The following is a 17,135-nucleotide window of genomic DNA, read 5'->3' as shown; positions in this document are numbered from 1 at the left end:
GCCTATGCAGAATCCGCTCCTCCCTGGGCCAGTCGCCGCTGGATCTCCTCCTCGACGCCGTCGAGGAGGAGATCCAGGCCGAACTCGAAGGTCTCCTCATTGGTGCCGTCGAAGGTGTCCTCGGAGAGTTGCGCCAGTGTGGGGAACCTGCCTGATTCCATCGCGCGTTCCAGGGTGGGCAGCTGGTAGGTCCAGAACTCCTCATCAGTCATGTCGGACTCTGCTGCTGCCTTTTGCCACAACAGTTCCTGACGCACAGCGCCCATCACATGAGAGTCCAGCACGGTGGCCAGGTTCATCTTCTCGCGATCACTCAGCGGCAGCTCCTTCACCCCGGTCATGAACAGGTCCAGGTCCGCCACGCTGTTAGGTCCCAGCACTGGCCTGCTCCAGTTGGCCTGAAGCGTCCACGGATGGGCCAGGTACAGCTGGCGGCCCTCGTGCGCAGTGATGGCCAGAAACTCGCGCCAGCCCAGCCTTGGAGAGGTCATCCGGGTATGCGAGGGCCCCACCACGGTGTCCAGCATCAGGTTCAGCAGCTCATTCTTGGACGGCACGTACCGGTAGAGCGACATAGTGCCGACGCCGAGTTTCTCAGCTAACCGCCGCATGGACAGGGCCTCCAGTCCGTCTGCGTCCGCCAGATCGATCCCAGCGGCCACAATCTGCTCCAGGCGGAGCTTAGGCTTAGGCCCCTTCTCCGGTTCGGGCAGCCCCTCCCAGAGCAGCTGAAGGCTCTTGGCCAGCGGATTCTGATCGCTCACGGCACCTCCTAGAAACAAGCACTTGTCTAATGCGGACACTGTACGCTACTATTTTGCGTGCACCGTACGGCGTACGTTGTACTCACTTGAGAAAGGCTCTTCCATGACAAACCAATCAGCTGTCCAGGCCCGTGGCCTGGTCAAGCGGTACAAGAACAAGATTGCACTGGATGGCGTGGACCTCGATGTTCCTCGTGGCACTGTGCACGGTCTGCTCGGCCCCAATGGAGCCGGCAAGACCACCGCAGTGCGGATCCTGACCACCTTGACCGACGCCGACGGCGGGACAGCCAGCGTGGCCGGCTTCGACGTGCGCAGCCAGCCGCGGGAAGTGCGCCGCCGCATCGGTCTGACCGGACAGCAGACCGCAGTCGACGACCTGATGACCGCCCGGCAGAACCTCACCATGTTCGGCAGGCTCTTCCGGCTGGGCAAGACCGCCGCCCAGCGGCGGGCCGATGAGCTGCTGGAGATCTTCGGGCTCGCCGAGGCTGCCGGCCGCTCGCCCAAGAAGTTCTCCGGCGGCATGCGCCGCCGACTGGACCTGGCCGCCTCGATGATCCTGGCGCCCCAGGTGCTGTTCCTGGATGAGCCCACCACCGGTCTGGACCCAGCTGGCCGCAGGGAGGTCTGGGAGGCGGTGAGGGATCTGGCCGCCCAGGGAACCACCGTCCTGCTGACCACCCACTACTTGGACGAGGCCGATAAGCTCTGCGACCGAATCAGCGTGATCGACCAGGGCCGAAACTTCATCGAGGACAGCCCGGCCGGACTCAAGAGGAGGATCGGGGATGAGCGCTTGGAGGTTGTGGTCAGCCATCCTGCCGAGCTGCAGCGGCTCGAAGAGCTGGTGGTCCGCGTCCTCGGTGCAGAGCCGACCCTTGATGAGGCTGAGGTGCGGCTGAGCGTTCCGGTGTCCGACGGGGTGCCCGCACTGACCTCCGTGGCCGCCGAGATCAGAGCCCAAGACATCGACGTGGCCGATATCGGCCTGCGCCGGCCCACCCTCGACGAAGCATTCCTGCACCTGACCTCTGCCCCCGCAGAGCCTGCGATTAAGGAGACCCGATGACAACCACGCTAACACCTCAACCTGCCCGGGCGGTGGCTGCGGAGAGTGCCGGCTCACGGCTGCTGTGGGCCGCCCGTGACTGCTGGACCATTGTGCTGCAGGAATTCACCCATCTGCTCCGGCAGCCTTCGACCTTCGCCTGGCAGATCGGCTTCCCCGTGGTCATGGTGCTGATGTTCGTCTATGTCTTCGGCTCCGCCATGGACGTCGCCGGCCAGGGAGCCGGTGAGGGCTATGTGGACTTCGCGATGCCCGGCATGTTCGCCATGACCATGGCGCTGGGCTTCATGGACACCGCCTACGCTGTGACGCACAACAAGGAGAAGGGCTTCATGGACCGCTTCCGGTCCATGCCGATGGCCTCCTCCGCCCCGGTGACCGGACGAGCACTCTCCGATGTGATCCGTGCTGGTCTGGACCTGGTGATCATCGCAGCGGTCGCGCTGCTGATCGGCTGGCGCTCCGGCGGCAGTCTGGGTGCCACGCTGCTGGCCTTCGTCCTGCTGCTCTGGCTTCGGCTGGCGCTGATCTTCGTGGGGATCTTCCTGGGGCTGTGCATCAAGAACACGGAGACCGCAGGCATGCTGTTCGCCGTGGCATTCCCGCTGGGATTCATCTCCTCAGTGTTCACCCCGCCGGAGATGATGCCCGGATGGCTCGGCGCCATCGCAGCCTGGAACCCTGTCTCCTCCACGGCCACCGCGATTCGGGAGCTGTTCCAGACCCAGGGTATCGAGTACCTGGAGCCGGCCTACTGGATTGACGGCCACGCGCTGACGGCGGCTTTCATCTGGCCGGCAGTGATCATGGCGATCTTCATCCCCCTTGCCGTGCGCCAGTTCAAGAACCTGAGCCGCTAGACAGTGCACATGGAAGTGGGGTGGGGCGCCTCGGTTGGAGACGCCCCACCCCACGGTGGTTCAGCTATACGTCAGTCCAGAGCGGCGCAGGGACCGCTGTAGTCGTAGGACTCAGCAGTCGGCCCGACGGTGAGGTCCTGCTCCATCTCGGTGCCGCCGGGGGCATCGGCGGTGACCCGATTGATCACGCTGGCCCGGTAGGCGGTCTCATTCGGGTCACCGGCACGCAGTCCGGCCTCGGGCGGAAGGATGCCCTCATAGTCGACCTCCTCCAGCTCCTCAGCAGCGGCCACCACATTCTCCCGGGTGATCCCGCCCTCCATTTCGGCGGCGTGCTCCAGCACTGCCAGCATCGGGTAGCTCCAGGCCCAGCCCATCACATAGGCGAAGTTAGGGGTCACATCGCCCAGGGCCTCCTGCATAGCTTCATGGCCAGCCGACTCATAGTCCCAGGGTCCCCATGGGGAGGCATGGAAATACCTCTCCTCCAGGACCGGTGCAGCATCAGACTGCAGCAGGCCCGGATTCCAGGTGGGCGAGGAGCCCACGGCCGTGCCCTGCCAGCCTTCGGCAGCAGCTCCGGCCACAATAGTGGCGGTCTCAGTAGGTCCGGCAGTGATGACGATCAGATCCGGATCGTTCTGCACCACCTGGGAGATCGCCTCAGCCTGGTTGTCCTGTCCAGTAGGGGTGGTGATCTGGGTGAACTCCACCGCATTGGCCTCGGCAGCAGTTTCGGCACCGTATGCGGCATCCTCGCCGAAATCAGTGGGATAGCCGATGGCCATCACGGACTCGATGGGGCCGCGCTCTCCGAGAGCCCAGTCCACCCCGTTCATCGCCTCGAAGCAGTAGTTCGCACCGGATTCAACGATCAGCGGCTCGAAGTCCCAGGCAGAGTTCCAGGACGCCGGGGCGGCGATGACATTGTCATCGCGCATATCGTCCAGGATCGCCATCACCTGAGATGATCCCAGAGCCTGGGCCAGTGCCAGAACATCGCTGCGCATCTCCTGGTACCGCTGAGAAGTGGTCTGCGGGTCATACTCACCGTCGGCAATGACCAACTGCACATCGAACCCGCCTATACCGCCTTCCTCGTTGACCCGCTGCCAGAAAGCCTCCTGAGCCTCGGTGACCGGCACTGCCACTGCCGAGAAAGTATCAGTCAAGTCGGTGATGATCCCCAAGGTGATGCATCCGTTCTCCTCATTGACAGCATCGGGGCAGGGATCTGAGCTGACCCCAGGACCGGAGCCGGCGGCGTCGTCCTCTCCGTTGCCGCCTCCGCCGCCGTCATCACGGCAGCCGGTCAGCGCAAAAGCCGCGATGGCAGCCCCGGCCAGCGTTTTCGGCAGAAATCCATGTTTTCTCATGGGATTTTCCTTTCCTCTTTCTAGTACGAGAAGGGCCATCCCTTCCAGTAGTTGCGGATTCTTATCCAGATCCCGTAGAGCCCGCGCGGCTCGGCGATCAGGAAGACGATGATCAGCAGGCCGTAGAGAATGCCTTCGAGCTGGAAGACGTTGAACAGCCCGCCGCCGGTCACCGAACTGGAGACGAACGGCACCACATGAGCGATCTCGATGGCGATCCGGCCCAGGGCAGTGATGAAGATCGCACCCATGATGGCCCCGGAGATGGTAGCGACCCCGCCGATGAGGATCATCGCCAGGAACTGCACGCTCAGCAGCAGGTCGAAGCTGGTGGGCTCAATCACCCGGACCACGGTGTAGTACAGGGCCCCGCAGACCCCGGCATAGAAGGAGGAGAGCGCAAAGGCCAGCACCTTATGGGCGGTGAGGTCCACGCCGATCACAGCTGCGGCGACGTCGCGGTCACGAATGGCCGAGAAGGCCCGGCCCACCCCGGAGCGGGCGATATTGCGCGCCGCCACCCCGAAGATCACCAGGAAGACCAGGGCCACCAGGAACAGCTGCTGGTCCCGAGTCCAGTCCACGCCAGGGATTCCTCCTGAGGCGGAGAAGTTGATGCCGAACAGTTCTAAGTCGGGCGCTCGGCGGCCCACGCCCGGCCCGCCGGTCAGCGTATTGGCCTCGCGGAATATATGCAGTCCTAGGAACACCACGCCCAAGGTGACGATGGCCAGATAGAGCCCGCGCAGCCTCACCGCGATGGGGCCGATGAGCAGCCCTGCCGCGGCGGCCACCAGACCAGCTGCCGGCAGCCAGATGTACATCGGCATGCCGAGGCCCAGCAGCCTGCCCTCGGCATCGCCGCCGAGCACCGCAGCGGTATAGGCGCCCAGGCCCAGGAAGAACGCGTGGCCCAGTGAGACCTGCCCGGCGTAACCAGTGACCAGGTTCAGTCCGATCGCCCCAATGGCGGCGAAGAGCCCCAGGGTGAGCACCTGCAGCAGATCATCGGTGATCAGCAGAGGGGTCAGGAACCCGGCCACGATCAACGCCAGAGTGGACCAACGCTTGGCCGGAGTGTTCAGCAGCGCCATGTCCTGGGCGTAGGAAGTGCGCAGCAGGGCACGGCCGCGCGGTGGACGGGGCTTGCCCGCCGTGGGATAAGCCCGGGCCCCAATATTGGAGGTGTTGGGCGTGGTCATACTCGCTCCACCTCCTTGGTGCCGAAAAGGCCGTAGGGCCGAATCAGAAGCACCACAAACATCAGCGCATAGGGGGCCACCAGAGAGAAGTTGGTGCCCAGGAACGGCAGGTAGGCGGCCTGGTAGACCGCTGTGATCTGCTCAATGATGCCCACTGCCAGCCCGCCGATCACCGCCCCTTGGAGGCTGTCCAGGCCACCGATGATGATGGCCGGCAGAGCTTTGAGCGCGATGATCCAAGTGTCCTGCTCGATGCCGCCGGAGCCGGTGGCGATGAAGGTGCCGGCGATGGCTGCCAACCCACCGGCGATTGCCCAGGCCAGAGCGAACATTGCGCCGACCTTCACTCCCTGGGCAAGAGCAGTCTCCTGATCCAAGGCGGTGGCGCGCATGGCCAGCCCGGCTTTGGCATACCGGATGAACAGGGCAAGGGAGACCACCGTGATCAGGGTGACCACAATAATGGTGACCTGGCGGTGGCTCAGCGCCAAACCCAGAAATTCGTAGCGCTCGGAGCCGCCGGGGTAGCGCAGTGCACGGGAGTCAGCCCCGATGTACCGGTTGGCCAGCACCCGCAGCACCACATCCACACCGATGGTAATGATCGCCAGGGTGAAGACCGGCTTGCCGATCATCGGCCGCAGGGCCAGCCGCTCAATGAGCATGCCCAGTCCGGCACCGAGCAGGATAGCGATGAACAGAGAGGGCCAAAACGGCAGACCGAACACTGCGGAGAAGTGGTAGCTGAAGAGTCCACCGATGACCATCAGCGCCGGCTGGGCGAAGCTGATCACATGTGTGGCCTTGTAGATGATCACGAACCCCAGGGCCAGCAGTGCGTAGATGGCGCCTTGGGCGGTCCCGGAGAGGATGGCTTGGGCGAATGTGGTCACTGATGAGCCCCCTCGGGTACGCGGTCGGTGTACATGGCTTCAATCGCTGAAGCGAACTGCTGCTCCACAGCGGAGCGCTTCACCTTCTGAGTGGCGGTGAGCTCGCCCTCGTCATGGTCGAGCTCTTTGGGCAGCATCCAGAACTTCTTGATGGTCTCCACCTGGGCGAACTTCTCATTGGTCTCATCCACCACGCCCTGGATCAGCTCACGCACCTCCGGCTTCTCGGAGAGGTCACGGTAGGTGGTGAAGGCAAGTCGCCGCTGCTGCGCCCAATCGCCCACAGTGTCCTGCTCGATGCCGATCAGCGCGGTGAGGAACCTGCGCCTATCGCCGATGACCACCGCCTCCTTCACATAGGGGGAGGCCTTCAGGCTGTTCTCGATCTCCGAGGGGGAGATGTTCTTGCCACCGGCAGTGATGATGATGTCCTTGATCCGGTCGGTGATCTTCAGGTGGGTGTCCTCCACCCACTCACCCACATCCCCGGTGTGCAGCCAGCCTTCGGCGTCCAGCGTCTCGGCCGTGGCCTCGGGCCGGTTCCAGTAGCCGGCAAAGTTGCCGCGGTGCCGGGTGAGAATCTCCCCGGTGTTCTCATCGACGGTGATCTCCACACCCGGATGCGGCTCCCCAACCGTGCCCAGCAGCACTCTGCCGGGCATATTCGCCGAGCCCATCGCTGAGTTCTCCGTCATGCCGTAGACCTCGTGCATCTTCACCCCGATGCCCATGAAGAACTTCAGCAGCTCCGGGGCGATCGGGGCCGCACCTGAGGCCGCGTAGCGGGTGTGGCGCAGGCCCAGCCGTTCACGCAGCGCCCGGAAGCAGATCACCCAGCAGATGAAGTACACCAGCCGGGTCAGCACCGTGTGCTGGCCGCGATTGGCCACCAGTGTGTCGCCGATCCAGTCTGCTGCCTTCATGCAGACCCCGAACACCGCGCGCTTCAGCCGACTGGCCCCGCTCATCCGGATGTGGATTCCGGCCACGATCTTCTCCCAGATCCGCGGCACGCCGAACACAATGGTGGGCTGGACCTCGCGCAGTGCAGTCTGCACCGTCTCCACCGACTCGGCGAAGTTCACCTGGGTGCCCACTCCGGCGTTGAGCCAGGTGGTGAAGGCGCGCTCTGCCACATGGCACAGCGGCAGATAGGAGACCATAATGTCTCTGCTGGTGGCTGCCGGGCGGAAGAACGCCTCCTTTCGCGCGAACCGCTCAATGGCGAACTCCACATTGTCCAGGGTGAGCATCGCCCCCTTCGGCGGACCGGTGGTGCCGGAGGTGTAGATGAGTGTGGCCAGGTCATCCGGCTGGGCGGACTCGGCCAGCTCATCCACCGCAGAAGGGTGCGCCGCCTTGTGCTCCGCGCCCAGGACAAGGAAGTCCTGCCAGGAGATCAGCCGCTCATCGGTGTAGTGCCCGGTGATGCCGCGGGGCTCGATGTAGACGATATGGCGCAGCTGAGGCAACTGGTCACTGATCTCCAGAGCTTTGTCCAGCTGCTCCTGGTCCTCAGCGATCAGCACACTGGCACCGGAGTCGCGCAGCAGGTGCAGCACCTCAGGAGGAGGGTTGGTGGGGTAGAGGCCCACCGTGGCCGCCCGCACAGCCACCGTGCCCACATCGGCGAAGAGCCATTCGCGCCGATTCTCGCTGTGCACGGCCACCCGGTCGCCCACCTGCACCCCCAGGGAGAGCAGGGCATGGCCCACCAGTTCAGAAGTCTCCCAGTACTCGTTCCAGGTGGTCTGCTCCCAGAGCCCGAAGTTCTTATCCCGCATGGCGATCTGGGCCGGAGATCTCCGGGCGCGCTCGCGGATGCGCAGCGGCAGGGTGGTTGCCGCACCGAGGCCGGTGGTGGCGGCGTCGTCGTGGTTGCTCCCGGCGTCAGTCACTGTGCCTCCTCAGAAACTTCCTCGGCCACTTCAGCCACCGCTGCTTCGCTCATCGGGCCCAGGTAGGCCCTGATCACCTCAGGGTTGGTCTGCACCTCATCCGGTGCGCCGGTGATCAGAGGAGTGCCGAAGTCCATGGCCATCACCCGGTCGGCCAGGTCCATCACCAGCCCCATATCGTGTTCGACCAGGATCATCGGGATCTTCAGCTCGGAGCGGATGTCCAGGATGAACCGGGCCATATCCTCGGTCTCCTCCGCGTTCATCCCGGCTACCGGCTCGTCCAGCAGCAGCAGCTTCGGCTCCATTGCCAGCGCCCGGCCCAGCTCGATCCGCTTCTGGATCCCATAGGGCAGCATTCCCACCGGCAAGTCCCGGTAGCCCTCGATCTCCAAGAAATCGATGATCTCCTCGACCTTGCGCCGATTCTGCAGCTCAGCGGTCCGCGCCCGCCCCCACCAGTACAGGGCCTCCCACCAGTGATAGTTCAGATGGTGGTGACGGCCCAGCATCAGGTTGTCCACCACGGTGAGATTCTCGAAGAGCTCGATGTTCTGGAAGGTGCGTGCCATGCCTTTTTTGGCGATCCTGTGCGGCTTAGCGCCGAGGATGGACTCTCCGCCGAAGCTCACCGAGCCGTGCTGCGGACGGTAGACCCCGGAGAGCACGTTGAAGATGGAGGTCTTGCCGGCACCATTGGGGCCGATCACCGCGAACAGCTCTGCCTGCTGGATGCTGAAGCTGACTCCGTTGAGTGCCTTGACCTTGCCAAAGCTGAGTCGGACGTCTTTCAGCTCGCAGACTGCAGCGCCGCTCATGAGAGCCACCTCTTCCTGCGCTTGTAGTGCTTGAGGTTCCGGTAGGAGGTGGAGAGCTCCCCACGGCCTAAGTAGAAGTCCCGGATGTCCTCGTTTTCCATCAGGTTCGCCGCGGCGTCGTCCATGACGATCTTTCCTTGCTCCATCACATAGCCCTGGTGAGCGATCGACAGCGCCATCATCGCGTTCTGCTCAACCAGCAGTACCGTGGTGCCGCGCTCCTGGTTGACCTGGACCACCAGGTCCTTGATCTGCTGGACGATCCGTGGTGCCAGCCCCAGGCTGGGCTCATCCAGAAGAATCACATCGGGCTGAGCCACCAGCGCTCGGCCCATGGCCAGCATCTGCTGCTCGCCGCCGGAGAGGTACCCGGCAGTGCGGCGCCGCCGCTCCTTCAGCACGGGGAAGAGGTGATAGATCTCTTCAATCGACTCGTGCAGCCCGCTGCGGCGAGTATGTCCGCCGATGCGCAGGTTCTCCTCTACGGTGAACTCGGCGAAGACCCGCCTGCCCTCCAGCACCTGGCCCAGGCCGGCTGAGACGATTTTGGCTGGCGGCCAGGTGTGCACAGCCCGGCCGTTCAGTTCAATCCGACCCTTGGTGACCTCTCCGTCATGGATGTCCAAGAGCCCGGAAACGGCCCGCAGCAGGGTGGTCTTGCCCGCGCCGTTGGCGCCGAGCAGTGCGGTGATCCGGCCCTTCTCCACGGTGAGGCTGACGCCCCGGAGAACTTGGATGACATCGTTGTAGACAACTTCCACGTTCTTGACGGTCAGCACCGGACCTCCCGGCATCTCCCGTAGTCAACGGCTGATGCGCCCATGGATTCTCCCTCACGCTGAGTCACATTCGGTCAGTGATCTACCACACAGTAACATGCTTTGGGTGACTTGGATCACGTTATTTACGTGATCGTGACCTTGGTTCCAGAAGGCGGAATAAAGAGTCGATCTTCACGTGATTCGCGAAAAAACTACTGCGTAGTAACATGAAGGTATGCATGTGATCTTCCGCACCCTGCTGATACTGCTCAAGGCACGACGACGCCCCCGCACCTCCCCCTGGGAGGCGGCCGAGATCACCTTGCGGGCGCTGCCCACCGATGTGGACATCCTGATGCACATCAACAATGGGCAGTACTTCAGCCTCTTCGACCTAGGCCGCTATGACATGATGGCCCGCTCCGGGCTCTGGGAGGGCGCCAAGAAGCGCGGCTGGCACCCGGTGGTGCAGGCCGAGCAGATCACCTTTCGCAAGTCGGTCAACTTCTGGACCAAGTTCCAGATCTACACCAAGCTGATCGGTGTGGACGAGCGGTGCTTCTACATCGAGCACCGGGTGGTGGTCGATGGTGAGATCTACGTCCGTGGCTATGTGGCCGGGCGGCTCATCGGGGCGAACGGGCCGGTCACTATCCCGGAGATCTTGGAGATGGCCGCCGAGAGCGGCCACCCCGCACCGGAGGACCTCGAGGTCAGCGAGGATCTCAAGGCCTGGCGCCGCGACTTCGCCCTGCCGGCTTCCCGCAAGCCAGCCCCGCATCTGAACTTCTGATCGGCGCCCCTGTCGGCCAGCCGGACTCAGCCCTGCCGCGTCGTCGTCCTCCCACCTTCGCGCTGCCGCACGTTATCCACACCGCCGCAGGTTATAACGTGCGGCAGCGTAGATAACTTACGGCGACACGCGGGGTACTCCAGCGCGCAGGAGCTTCTTGAGCAACCGCTGAGGGTTCTGCAGGTCCTCCCAATACCAGCGCACCACTGCGCCGACGGTACTGCGGATCGCATCCTCTCGAACCTTCTCCTCGCGCAACGCGGCAGACCCGCCGCTCTGATACTTCTGCCAGCCGTCGAACTCGCCGACGATGCCGGCCTTCTCCCACCAGCAGTCGAGCCGATAAGTCGCTGCGTCAACATGGATGGTGTGCTGCAACTCCGGCACTTCGAAGCCAAGCTCAGCGATCCTGACCCGGGACAGCGATTCGCCCACTGACTCAGACCGCGGATCGGCAAAGTCCAAGGCCTTCTGCCAGGCAAAGCGCTGCGCCTTGGTTCGGGTGCACAGTTCCACTGTTGATACCAGGTCACTGCGGGTGACGTCTGTGCGCAGTGCCGCATCAAGGATCACCACGGCATCGGCGAAAGGCAGATGCGGCACGGTATCGGCCACGGCGAGGGTGAGCGGCTCCACGAAAGCTCGCTGGCCAAGCAATTCGACTTCTTGGGGCGGGATCCCCTGGGGGATGTCGGTGGGCGATACGCAGTGTGTGCCGAAGCCGCGGAGGGCAAGGGCGTTCAGATCTGTGCCTGAGAGTTCACCCTGCTGCTGCGCCGCGCGGAGAAATGCCGCTGACGTAAGCTTTCCCGTCATGGAGGGCTGGGGTGCCTTCCGGGCCTGATGGCGGTCCCTTCCCCGTATTTGTACGGCCGACGGCGTATTCAGCAGCGGAATTCGGTGAACGCTTAAGGCGGTTCCCCGACAGAAGACCGGAGCATCACGCTGGGCAGCGGTGGCCGCCGTCGCAAGCTCGAAGCGCTCGGAGGGATAAGCGCTGAACCACTCCTGGGCGGGAAAATAGACGCCCCGCCGCAGCCTGACCAGTCTTCCCCGGTTGACCTCTCTGGCAAGTGTGTTCGCAGAATGTGTTCCATCGGCCTCCGCGCAGCTGAGCAGCAGCGAGCGGGAGGCGCGTTCTGTATCAGTTGCAGTGTCCATATCACGATCGTTTCAGGAGATCGGAAAGCCTGCAGATGTTTTCCACAGGGTTCGCATTCCTGTGGAAAACGAGGCCGTGCAAGGATGGGCTGTGACCGATCACGACGCTTTTGCCGCCTACGATGTCAAGGCGCAGAGTTCCCTGTACAACGCGCTGTACGACCACCCGGCGGTGCTGGGCCTTCTGGACGATATCAGTGGTCTGCGCATATTGGACGCGGCGTGCGGAACCGGACTGTACGCGCGAGAGCTGCTCGACCGCGGGGCCTCAGTGACGGGATTCGACCTCAGTCAGAAGATGCTGGACATTGCCCACCATCGTCTCGGGCACGAGGTGGAGCTTCGCCGCCACGACCTCAACAATCCCCTTGACTGGGCAGAGGAGGGGAGCTATGACCTCGCACTCATGGCGTTGGCTATCCACTATCTACCGAACCCTGTCCCCGCGCTGGGTGAACCGGTCTGCTGAGGGTTGGGCTCACGTCCTGCCGCACGTTGTCTACAACGCCGTAGGTTATAACGTGCGGCAGTGTAGATAACGCGCGGCGCGTGAAGAGAAGAGGCAGCAGCTCCTGACTCACCGCCGGCGCCGGGTAGACAACGTGCGGCGCGGGGAGAAGGTGTCGGCGGCGGAACGGTTGGGAGGGCCGTGCCGGGCTGGGGATCAGCTGAAGTGGAGCAGCTGGGATGCGAAGCGGCGGCCGATCAGCTCATGGGCTTCAGGCCCGGGATGCAGGTCATCCGGCAGCGGGTGGATTGCGGCCTCGCCGGCCCCGTAGAGTCCCAGCCCGTCCAGATAGTGCAGGTTCGGGTCGACGGCCGTGCGCTGCGCGATGACCCGGGCCAGCTCGGCGCGCAGAAACTCCAAGGTCAGCCGTCCCTTGGCAGTATCCTCAGGCTTCCCGATGGCGCGGTAGAACCGGCGGAGTGTGCCGCCGGCTGAGGTCCGAGCAGCCGGGCGAATCCCGGTGCGGAGCCAGTCGCCGACCGGCTGATCGTAGGCCTCCACCGGTCCCGGAGTCTGCTCGTGGATGCCGCACCAGATCGGGGAGATGACCAGGATCGGGGTCTGTGAATGCCGGCCCTCCCGTATGGTGTCCAGGAAACCATGCACCGCAGGGGCGAATGTCCGCAGCGTATGCGAGTCCCCGTTGACCACATTGATCCCCAATTTCAGCGAGATGAGATCCGCCTCCAGATCGCGGATGGTGCGCGCGGCGAAGGGATCCAGCATGGCATTGCCTGCGAATCCCAGATTGGTCAGCTCCACGGACCGGCCCTGCACTGAGGCGGTGCGCGCGGCCACCGCGGGCCAAGCATGGGAGGCGCCGACGGCGTCGTAGCCGTGACTGATCGAGGACCCGTGATGCACCCAGCGCAGTGCATCCTCCGGGACGGACGCTGGAACCACCGCAACGTCGGAGCGGAGCTCAATCAGTTCCGTCGGTTCCTGAAGAGGCAGCCAAATCTCCACGGTCTTGCTCCCGGCAGGCAGTTCGGGGAGAACGACGATGCCCGGCCCTGTTTCCTGTCGACTCACCTGGCCGGTGGCGGGATCTTCTGTGGTGAGGGTTCCGCCATGGCTCTCCAGCTGGGTCAGCAGCTGGCCACCGCACCAGATGTCGTAGACCGGCGGTACCGTGACCGGAGCGCCGAGAACCTGATGCTTCTGCGGCCAGGTCACCAGTTCGAGCCGAACCGCCTCAGAGTGCAGGCGCACCCGCACTCCGGAGGGCTGGCTGAACACTGAGGGGTCCACCGGACCACCCAGCTGGGCGCGGGCGGCGGAGTTCAGCCGGTGCGGAAGCAGCCCTCTGGCGGTACGCTCCAGCTCTACGGCCCCATGGATGAATTCTCCGGAGACCGGTGTAGTGATCGTCGGATCAGAGGTCACGGGCTGAAGTCTAGTGGCGTGCCGGTTACAGTGGCCTCATGGCGCTGAGCATCAGGTCGATCCGCCGCTACCCGGTGAAGTCCATGGGTGGGGAGCCGCTGCAGAGTGCGGATTGTGACGAGCGTGGACTGGTAGGTGACCGCTGGTATGCGGTGACCGATCAGGATGGCAAGCTTGCCTCAGGCAAGAACGGCACCCGGTTCCGCCGTCATGACGCCGTTTTCGGGTACACCGCCTGTACCCTCGACGGCGCAGTGCTGGTTTCAGACACAGGGCACGTTTCCGGGGCCGGAAGCACCTGGACCGTGGGCGAACCGGAGCTTGACGACGAACTCTCGGCAGTCTTCGGCGTTCCGGTGGCGGTGAAGCCCGAGTCTGCGGTGCCACATTTCGACGGGGGAGCGGTGTCGTTGATCGGCAGCGCGACACTGGACTGGATGGCTGATCGGTGGAGCATCAATGCAGACCCGCGACGGCTGCGGGTGAACCTGGTCTTGGAGACTCAGGAGCCGTTCGTGGAGGAGGCCTGGAGCGGCCGAGAGCTCATTGCGGGAGCGGTCCGCCTGGCAGTGGAGCGTCGTATCCCGCGCTGCCGGATGATCGACCTCAACCAGGACGGTGCCGAGGCGGAGGGCACGTTGCTCAAACTGCTCGGTGAGCACAGGGAGCTGTGCGCTGCGGTCTATGCCGGCGTCGTCGTCCCGGGAAGAGCTTCCGTTGGAGATCCAGTTACCCTGGTTCCCCGCTGACACACATCGTCTTGCCGACCTGAGTTCAGGCATAGCATGCGGCCCGCCCTCATCCCAGACTGCGGCCAGGCGTCGACCAAGAAGCCCCGGGCGGACCCACGGTGGCGATCACTGATCCGTACGGCAACATCCTGAGGTTCTGCCAGCAGCGGTGAAGAGCAAAGGAGAAACTGATGGAACCCGTCGGCGTCTCACTCGTCAGGGTAGTGGAAGAGGTCCTCCAGCGGGGTGTCTAGGGTGCGTGAGATCTGGAATGCCATCTCTAGGGACGGAGAGTATTTGCCCTTCTCGATGGCGATCAGCGTCTGACGGGTCACCCCGATGCGGGCGGCGAGTTCGATCTGAGTCAGACCTGCTGAGGTGCGGAACTCTCGGACGGAGTTGGTGACGCGGGTGGGTTTGGTCACTACTGGAAACCTCGTCGATAGGCGATAAGGCGCGCGATCCCGCCGACCACGGTAAAGAGGATGAATCCGGCGAAGAGGGTATTGCCGATCCAGAACCAGTCAGCGCGGACCATGGTGAGGGTCAGGGCGCCGAGGCTTCCGGCAATGAGAAACGCCTGCCCGATGCGGTTGCCGAACCGGTCGATCTCTTGGTCGCGCAGATCGGCTCGGTGCTCGGTGTCCGGGTTGATCATCCCTGCGACGATACCAATGCCGATGCTCAGCACGATGCTGGCGACGATGCTGGCGACGATGGTCCACAGCATCGGTTGCACCCACTGAACCTCGTGTGCTGTCTGGGTGCGCAGCCGCGGAATCAGAACGACGGCATAGACGGCCGCTGCGATGATGCTGGAGATCACCTGGGCCCATGTGTTGCGTTCGGCGTACCCCATCACGTTGCCTCACTTCACAGTCTTACTGTAAAAAATTATTGACATATGGCTGGACTGAGTCTACTTTGGATGTGAAAAATATTTTACACCTCGGGAGGGGTCATGTCCTCAGATGTTCGCATTGCACGGCGGGCCGGTGCCGCATACCTGGCTCTCGCCTTGTTCGGAGTGGTGGGCTTCCTGGTCATTCGTCCTCGGCTGCACAGCGAGGACGATCCTGCGGCAACCTATATCAACCTCGTGGAGCAGGCCTGGCTCGGGAATCTCGGAATCGCCTTCGAGCTGCTGATCGTCATTGCACAGGCCGCCGCCGCCCTCGGCTTCTACGCACTGTCCCGCTCTGAACGGCCTGTTGCGGCCTATGCCGTGGCGGCTTTTGGCATGGCCAATGCGTTGACGATTCTCGGCAGCGCTGCATTCCTGATTTTGGCCTCGCAGGTAGCGGCTGACCCCGGGCTGGCTCCGGACAACGACGCCGCCGCGGCCGTCGCGCTCGCTTTCAGTGCTGCTGATGCGTTCTGGGCCGTCGGTTCAATATTCTTCGGCCTATGGCTGATGCCCATGGGATGGTTCATGGTCTCCACCCGGCGAATGCCGCCGGTGCTCGGCTGGATACTGATGGCGGGCGGCATCGGCTATGTGCTCAACGCCCTGCTTTCCGCTGCCGCTCCAGGGCTTCCCGCCCCGCTGCTCGATATGCTGACTATCCCCGCCACGATCGGCGAGTTCTGGACCATCGGCTACATGCTTACCAAGGGGATCCGAGCTCCTCGTGCCGCCTGAGACGGGTCGTGCCTCCCAGCCGTAGCCAGGTCAGGGGTCGGGCCATGTGCCGGAGTGGTTGATGACTACTGTTGCCCTGTCCCGCGGGCGGCAGTGCGAGAGGTAGATTCTCTGGCCTTCAACATACCTGTGGTTGGAGGCGTCATCCGGGTCGGGGCTGGTGCCGTCGCGCTGCGCCATGCGCCCGACGCTGACGGCGAAGGGCACATCCAGGAAGATGGAGAAGTCCCAGTATTCAACCAGTTCATCCTGGTGCAGGAACATGCCCTCGAGGATGACGACTTCTCCCGACTCGATAGCGATGGGATCGGTTTGCACCGGCGAATCTGTGGTGTGGTCAAAGTGCTGGGCAGTGATGATCCTGCTGCCTCGGTGAACGGGGTCCAGCACTTTCTCCCGGAGAGCGGGGAGCTGGTAGGTGTGGAGGAAGAACCCCTCGGGCGAATTCCTGCCGAGCCGGTATCTGACCGCCCGAGGATTCAGGAAGTCGTCTTCGTGGACAATATGGGCACTCCGGCCCTCAGCAGCATAGGCCTCAGCGAGTCGTTCGGCGAAGGTCGTCTTGCCGCTGCCGTCTACCCCATCTACGGCGACCAGCGCTGTCCGCTCCATCAGTGGGGTAGCGGTCACCAGATCCTTGAATGTGCCCACCCCAGAAGTCTGGCACAGGGGCTGGTTCAGGCTGTGCTCATGAGGCGCAGATACTCGGAGACGAGCTGGTCGGGGGTGCGGGCCTCGCCCCGTTTGCCCAGATGTCCGGTGAGCGTGAGCTCGATGGCGCCATGGGCGACCGCACGCAGCAGATCAGACTGGTGCTCCACTGGCCCGGCTGGCAGCAGCCCCTCCTGCTGGGCCGGCGCGATGAGAGTGTCGAGGACTCTTGTGGCCCGCGCGGCCGCCTGGGCAAGCTCCTCGGACTCGGTATTCCATCTCCGGTAGACCAGGCGGAAGCGTTCCGGATAGGCCAGTGCGCGTTCCACATAGTGCTGCAGCGCTTCATCGAGGGCCGGTGCGGCACCGGAGGCAAGGGTGAGCAGGCCTGAGTAGATGTTCAGTTCCTCAGCAGCCACAGCCGCCAGCAGCGCCTCTTTGTGCTGAAAGTGCTTATACGGAGCGTTGTGCGAGACCCCTGCGCGCCGTCCGACCTCCCGCAGGGTGACGGCTTCCGCGCCCCCGGCGTCGATCAGTTCCGTTGCGGCGGCAACGAGAGTTTCGCGAGTACTCGGCATCCTGTGATCCTATCCAACGGAGCGCTGCTCGATGCAGTTGA

The 17,135-nt window shown here is 63.8% G+C and carries 19 protein-coding genes; 6 read left to right on the top strand and 13 right to left on the bottom strand.

Features of this window, described 5'->3' with window-relative positions:
• Positions 1 to 2 precede the first annotated feature (2 nt).
• Positions 3 to 764 carry a TetR/AcrR family transcriptional regulator gene (locus F0311_RS05390; RefSeq protein WP_191089753.1) on the bottom strand — a complete coding sequence of 254 codons (762 nt, stop codon included), beginning with the start codon at positions 762 to 764 and terminating at the stop codon, positions 3 to 5.
• Positions 765 to 867: 103 nt separating this feature from the next.
• On the opposite strand from F0311_RS05390, the gene F0311_RS05385 reads away from it, so the two are divergent.
• Positions 868 to 1,836, top strand: coding sequence for an ATP-binding cassette domain-containing protein (locus F0311_RS05385; protein ID WP_150460907.1), 969 nt, complete (start codon positions 868 to 870; stop codon positions 1,834 to 1,836).
• Positions 1,833 to 2,696 carry an ABC transporter permease gene (locus tag F0311_RS05380; protein ID WP_150460906.1) on the top strand — a complete coding sequence of 288 codons (864 nt, stop codon included), beginning with the start codon at positions 1,833 to 1,835 and terminating at the stop codon, positions 2,694 to 2,696. Before F0311_RS05385 ends, F0311_RS05380 begins: the two co-directional genes overlap by 4 nt.
• A gap of 71 nt (positions 2,697 to 2,767) precedes the next feature.
• Here F0311_RS05380 and F0311_RS05375 read toward each other — a convergent pair whose 3' ends face one another.
• From F0311_RS05375 to F0311_RS05350, 6 genes are read right to left on the bottom strand one after another with little or no spacing between them, the layout of a single operon-like run.
• Entirely contained in the window at positions 2,768 to 4,072 is a 1,305-nt protein-coding gene (locus F0311_RS05375; protein ID WP_223881156.1) for an ABC transporter substrate-binding protein, read from the bottom strand.
• 20 nt (positions 4,073 to 4,092) lie between these two features.
• Positions 4,093 to 5,274: a branched-chain amino acid ABC transporter permease gene (locus F0311_RS05370; RefSeq protein WP_150460904.1), complete on the bottom strand. Its 1,182-nt coding sequence runs from the start codon at positions 5,272 to 5,274 to the stop codon at positions 4,093 to 4,095.
• Complete coding sequence (locus F0311_RS05365; protein WP_150460903.1) at positions 5,271 to 6,167, bottom strand: branched-chain amino acid ABC transporter permease; 897 nt, start codon at positions 6,165 to 6,167, stop codon at positions 5,271 to 5,273. Before F0311_RS05365 ends, F0311_RS05370 begins: the two co-directional genes overlap by 4 nt.
• The gene (locus F0311_RS05360; protein ID WP_223881155.1) at positions 6,164 to 8,065 is read right to left on the bottom strand and encodes an AMP-dependent synthetase/ligase; all 1,902 of its coding nucleotides are present in this window, start codon (positions 8,063 to 8,065) and stop codon (positions 6,164 to 6,166) included. The genes F0311_RS05365 and F0311_RS05360 overlap by 4 nt, the downstream gene beginning before the upstream one ends.
• Positions 8,062 to 8,883 (bottom strand): ABC transporter ATP-binding protein, encoded by an 822-nt coding sequence (locus tag F0311_RS05355; RefSeq protein ID WP_150460902.1) that lies wholly within the window; start codon positions 8,881 to 8,883, stop codon positions 8,062 to 8,064. Before F0311_RS05355 ends, F0311_RS05360 begins: the two co-directional genes overlap by 4 nt.
• Positions 8,880 to 9,677 carry an ABC transporter ATP-binding protein gene (locus F0311_RS05350; protein WP_150460901.1) on the bottom strand — a complete coding sequence of 266 codons (798 nt, stop codon included), beginning with the start codon at positions 9,675 to 9,677 and terminating at the stop codon, positions 8,880 to 8,882. Before F0311_RS05350 ends, F0311_RS05355 begins: the two co-directional genes overlap by 4 nt.
• A gap of 202 nt (positions 9,678 to 9,879) precedes the next feature.
• Between F0311_RS05350 and F0311_RS05345 the strand changes: the two genes are divergently transcribed.
• Entirely contained in the window at positions 9,880 to 10,437 is a 558-nt protein-coding gene (locus F0311_RS05345) for a thioesterase family protein (protein ID WP_150460900.1), read from the top strand.
• A gap of 117 nt (positions 10,438 to 10,554) precedes the next feature.
• Here the strand turns inward: F0311_RS05345 and F0311_RS17935 are convergent, their stop codons facing one another.
• Complete coding sequence (locus tag F0311_RS17935) at positions 10,555 to 11,598, bottom strand: hypothetical protein (protein WP_191089752.1); 1,044 nt, start codon at positions 11,596 to 11,598, stop codon at positions 10,555 to 10,557.
• A 91-nt stretch (positions 11,599 to 11,689) separates the two neighbouring features.
• On the opposite strand from F0311_RS17935, the gene F0311_RS17930 reads away from it, so the two are divergent.
• A complete protein-coding gene (locus F0311_RS17930; RefSeq protein WP_191089751.1) occupies positions 11,690 to 12,067 on the top strand; it encodes a class I SAM-dependent methyltransferase in 378 nt (125 codons plus the stop codon).
• A 195-nt stretch (positions 12,068 to 12,262) separates the two neighbouring features.
• On the opposite strand, the gene F0311_RS05335 is transcribed toward F0311_RS17930, so the two are convergent.
• Positions 12,263 to 13,492 carry a GDSL-type esterase/lipase family protein gene (locus F0311_RS05335; protein WP_223881154.1) on the bottom strand — a complete coding sequence of 410 codons (1,230 nt, stop codon included), beginning with the start codon at positions 13,490 to 13,492 and terminating at the stop codon, positions 12,263 to 12,265.
• A 38-nt stretch (positions 13,493 to 13,530) separates the two neighbouring features.
• On the opposite strand from F0311_RS05335, the gene F0311_RS05330 reads away from it, so the two are divergent.
• Positions 13,531 to 14,241 carry an MOSC domain-containing protein gene (locus F0311_RS05330; protein WP_150460898.1) on the top strand — a complete coding sequence of 237 codons (711 nt, stop codon included), beginning with the start codon at positions 13,531 to 13,533 and terminating at the stop codon, positions 14,239 to 14,241.
• 191 nt (positions 14,242 to 14,432) lie between these two features.
• On the opposite strand, the gene F0311_RS05320 is transcribed toward F0311_RS05330, so the two are convergent.
• Positions 14,433 to 14,648, bottom strand: a complete 216-nt coding sequence (locus F0311_RS05320; protein ID WP_150460897.1) for a helix-turn-helix transcriptional regulator — start codon at positions 14,646 to 14,648, stop codon at positions 14,433 to 14,435.
• Positions 14,648 to 15,082 (bottom strand): hypothetical protein, encoded by a 435-nt coding sequence (locus tag F0311_RS05315; protein WP_150460896.1) that lies wholly within the window; start codon positions 15,080 to 15,082, stop codon positions 14,648 to 14,650. The genes F0311_RS05320 and F0311_RS05315 overlap by 1 nt, the downstream gene beginning before the upstream one ends.
• A gap of 102 nt (positions 15,083 to 15,184) precedes the next feature.
• Between F0311_RS05315 and F0311_RS05310 the strand changes: the two genes are divergently transcribed.
• On the top strand, positions 15,185 to 15,865 hold the full coding sequence (locus F0311_RS05310) for a DUF4386 domain-containing protein (RefSeq protein ID WP_150460895.1): 681 nt from the start codon (positions 15,185 to 15,187) through the stop codon (positions 15,863 to 15,865).
• Positions 15,866 to 15,895: 30 nt separating this feature from the next.
• On the opposite strand, the gene F0311_RS05305 is transcribed toward F0311_RS05310, so the two are convergent.
• Both F0311_RS05305 and F0311_RS17925 read right to left on the bottom strand, forming a co-directional pair.
• Positions 15,896 to 16,516 (bottom strand): AAA family ATPase, encoded by a 621-nt coding sequence (locus F0311_RS05305; RefSeq protein ID WP_223881153.1) that lies wholly within the window; start codon positions 16,514 to 16,516, stop codon positions 15,896 to 15,898.
• 26 nt (positions 16,517 to 16,542) lie between these two features.
• Positions 16,543 to 17,094: a TetR/AcrR family transcriptional regulator gene (locus tag F0311_RS17925; protein ID WP_191089750.1), complete on the bottom strand. Its 552-nt coding sequence runs from the start codon at positions 17,092 to 17,094 to the stop codon at positions 16,543 to 16,545.
• Positions 17,095 to 17,135 lie beyond the last annotated feature (41 nt).

It is taken from the genome of Nesterenkonia ebinurensis (assembly GCF_008711175.1).
Taxonomy (GTDB): Bacteria; Actinomycetota; Actinomycetes; order Actinomycetales; family Micrococcaceae; genus Nesterenkonia; species Nesterenkonia ebinurensis.
Note: the sequence above shows the minus strand (reverse complement) of the source record. Positions and strands in the feature narration are given on the sequence as shown.

Coding starts and splice junctions, on each gene's coding strand:
- F0311_RS05385 (WP_150460907.1), top strand. CDS start 868: ATGACAAACCAATCAGCTGTCCAGGCCCGTGGCCTGGTCAAGCGGTAC.
- F0311_RS05380 (WP_150460906.1), top strand. CDS start 1,833: ATGACAACCACGCTAACACCTCAACCTGCCCGGGCGGTGGCTGCGGAG.
- F0311_RS05375 (WP_223881156.1), bottom strand. CDS start 4,072: ATGAGAAAACATGGATTTCTGCCGAAAACGCTGGCCGGGGCTGCCATC.
- F0311_RS05370 (WP_150460904.1), bottom strand. CDS start 5,274: ATGACCACGCCCAACACCTCCAATATTGGGGCCCGGGCTTATCCCACG.
- F0311_RS05355 (WP_150460902.1), bottom strand. CDS start 8,883: ATGAGCGGCGCTGCAGTCTGCGAGCTGAAAGACGTCCGACTCAGCTTT.
- F0311_RS05350 (WP_150460901.1), bottom strand. CDS start 9,677: ATGCCGGGAGGTCCGGTGCTGACCGTCAAGAACGTGGAAGTTGTCTAC.
- F0311_RS05345 (WP_150460900.1), top strand. CDS start 9,880: ATGCATGTGATCTTCCGCACCCTGCTGATACTGCTCAAGGCACGACGA.
- F0311_RS17935 (WP_191089752.1), bottom strand. CDS start 11,598: ATGGACACTGCAACTGATACAGAACGCGCCTCCCGCTCGCTGCTGCTC.
- F0311_RS05330 (WP_150460898.1), top strand. CDS start 13,531: ATGGCGCTGAGCATCAGGTCGATCCGCCGCTACCCGGTGAAGTCCATG.
- F0311_RS05315 (WP_150460896.1), bottom strand. CDS start 15,082: ATGGGGTACGCCGAACGCAACACATGGGCCCAGGTGATCTCCAGCATC.
- F0311_RS05310 (WP_150460895.1), top strand. CDS start 15,185: ATGTCCTCAGATGTTCGCATTGCACGGCGGGCCGGTGCCGCATACCTG.
- F0311_RS17925 (WP_191089750.1), bottom strand. CDS start 17,094: ATGCCGAGTACTCGCGAAACTCTCGTTGCCGCCGCAACGGAACTGATC.